Raw genomic sequence first — 2,708 nt, 5'->3', positions numbered from 1 at the left:
CCTGGCCATGACCCTCACCAAGGGCGGGCGGCGCATCGGGCTCACGGGCCTCAACACCGCCTTCCTGCAGCTCGGTGGCGGCGACTACCAGGGCAAGCTGGTCTGGGACCCGCGCCAGGTCCACGCACTCTGTCCGGACGGCATCGACCGCTGGCACGCGGACCACGACCTCTGCCTGCTGCTCACCCACCAGGGTCCGGACTGGCTGACCCCGGAGGCCCGCGCCCAGGGCGACAGCGCGATCGCCCCCGCCCCCGCCGGGCGCTTTGCCCTGCACCTCTTCGGGCACATGCACGAGGCGCGGCTGGAGGCGATCCGCCGCGGCGCCAACCCGGAGGCGGTACAGCTGTGCCAGGGCTGTTCGGTCTTCGGCATGGAGCACTTTGGTGAGCCGCCCCGGCTGCATCGCGCCCACGGCTATAGCGCCGGCCAGGTCCTTTTCACCGACAGTGGCGCGGAACTGCGACTGTGGCCGCGGGTTGCGACCAACAAGACCGGCCCCTGGCGCCTGATCCCAGACCAGGAAAACTTCCATCTGGAACCGGATCAGGGCACCCAACCCGAACCGCTGCTCCAGCGCCGCCGGCCCGATCATGCACCGGCCACCCCCACCGACGCGACGGCGACCTCGCCGCCCCGGCCCGTCCCGCACTCGACCCTGCCGCGGCGCCAGCCCTTCTTCGGCCGCGTGGATGAAGTCGCCCGCATCGCCGCCGCGCTGGAGCCCACGGACCGCTCCTGGGGCCTTGGCATTGCCGGCCCCGGCGGCATCGGCAAGACCGCGCTCGCCCTGGAGGCCGCCCACCGTGCCCCGGCGGAGCGTTTCCCGCTCAAGCTCTGGGTCACCGCCAAGGGCCGCGAACTGGACCCGGACGGCCTGCGCCCGCTGCCGGACCAGCCGGTGCACGACTTCGACAGCCTGCTCGCCGAGCTTGGCCGCGCCCTGGCGCGCGATGCAATCCCCCGCAGCGACCCCGCCGAGCGCGCGACCCTGGTGCGCCATGCCCTGGCCGGGCAGCGGGCGCTGCTGGTCATCGACAACCTGGAGGCCCTGAACACCGCCGAGCGGCAGCGGGTCTTCAACCTGTTGCGCAATCTCCCCGACGACTGCCGCGCCTTGGTCACCAGCCGCCGCGCCGGCAGCGCCAGTCCCGGCAACTGGCTCGCACTCGACCGGCTGGAACGCGCCGCGGCCGACGTACTGCTGGAGGAACTGGCCCGACGCTGGTCGGCGGTCGGGCGGCTCAATACTGCGGACCGCGCCCGACTCTATGCCGAGACCGCCGGCAACCCGCTGCTCCTCACCTGGACCGCCGGCCAACTCGGGCTGGCCCGCCGCCGCTGCTACGCCGTCGGTCACGCCATCGACCGGCTGCAAGAGGCCCAGCGGCACAACGACCCGCTGGCGTTCATCTTCGGCGACCTGGTGGACTGCTTCACCGCGGACGAGACCGCGGTGCTCGCCGCACTGGTCCATTTCAGCGAGCCCGCGCCGCTGGTCTGGCTGCTGCCCCTGTCCACGCTGAGCCCGACCGCCGCCCGCACCGCGCTGGACGACCTGCGCGACCGCTCGCTGCTCCTCACCGACGACGACCGCGGCACCTGGCTGCTGCCGGCCCTGGCCGCCCGCTATCTGCGCCGGGTCCGCCCGGAGGTGGTCGCCGCGACCGGCGAGCGCCTGGCGGAGCGCGCCTATGCACTGGCGCAGGAGAACGGCTATCAGCAGCACGACCGCTTCCCGACCCTGGAGGCCGCCTGGCCCGAGGTGGCCGCCGCGCTGCCGGTGCTGATCGGCGGTGACAACCGGCGGTTGCAGGGGTTCTGCGACGCGATGCAGCGGTTTCTCGACTTCTCCGGCCGCTGGGACGACCGGCTGGCGCTGAGCCTGGCCGCGGAGTCCCGGGCACTCGCGGCCGACGACCATGACAAGGCCGGCTGGCGGGCCTGTGACGCCGGCTGGTGCCATCTGCTGCGCGGCAACGCCGTCGGCGCGCTCGACCGCGCCGGTCGCGCCGCGGCCCACTGGCAACAAGCCAACGCCGGTGCCCGCGCTCGGGCAACCGCGATCCAACTGCGCGGCGAGGGACATCGGCTTGCCAAGGATTACCCGGCCGCCATCGCTGCTCTGCGCGAGGCCCTGGAACTGCTTCGTGGCCTGTTACCGCGCAGCCACGACGTCGCCATTGGTCTGAACTCACTCGCCAACGTTTTGGCGGACAACGGGTAATACGACGAGGCCGAGGGTTATTACCGCGAGGTCCTGGCCATCGCCCGCGACCTGCCCTATCCCGCGGGCGTCGCGGTCTACACCTGCAACCTCGCCGAACTAGCCCTGGACCGCGAGGACTGGCCCGCGGCCGAGCGCTTGGCCCGGGAGGCCCTGGCCTTGGACGAGCCGGTCGGGCGCAAGGCACTGATCGCGTCGGACTGTCGGCGACTCGCGCAGGCCCTGGCCCGCCAGGGCCGCGGTGCCGAGGGCCGCTGGCACGCCGAGCGCGCCGTCGCACTCTACACCGACCTGCGCTCCCCGGACCTGGCCGAGGCCCAGGCCACCTTGGCCGAGTGCCGGGCCCAGCCCCCGTGGGAGCGGCTTCAGCCGCGACGCGACCTCGCACGGCGCCGTGGCGTCGTCGCGGCTGAAGCCGCTCCCAGGCACGCCTTTCATCATCCGCTCCGGCAAGACCGGCGCTTGCGGCAACCCGTCGCGG

The 2,708-nt window shown here is 73.2% G+C and carries 2 protein-coding genes and 1 pseudogene; all 3 read left to right on the top strand.

The annotated features are described in order from the left end of the window. On the top strand, positions 1-2,227 hold a 2,227-nt coding region (locus tag QZY44_RS14925), incomplete at its 5' end, for an ATP-binding protein (protein WP_295447552.1). Positions 2,228-2,260: 33 nt separating this feature from the next. Then, positions 2,261-2,353 (top strand): annotated as a pseudogene (locus tag QZY44_RS35785) (hypothetical protein); the annotation flags it as partial. A 33-nt stretch (positions 2,354-2,386) separates the two neighbouring features. Continuing rightward, on the top strand, positions 2,387-2,708 hold a 322-nt coding region (locus QZY44_RS14920; RefSeq protein WP_295447550.1), incomplete at its 3' end, for a hypothetical protein.

It is taken from the genome of uncultured Thiodictyon sp., from assembly GCA_903837595.1.
Classification (GTDB): domain Bacteria; phylum Pseudomonadota; class Gammaproteobacteria; order Chromatiales; family Chromatiaceae; genus Thiodictyon.
Note: the sequence above shows the minus strand (reverse complement) of the source record. Positions and strands in the feature narration are given on the sequence as shown.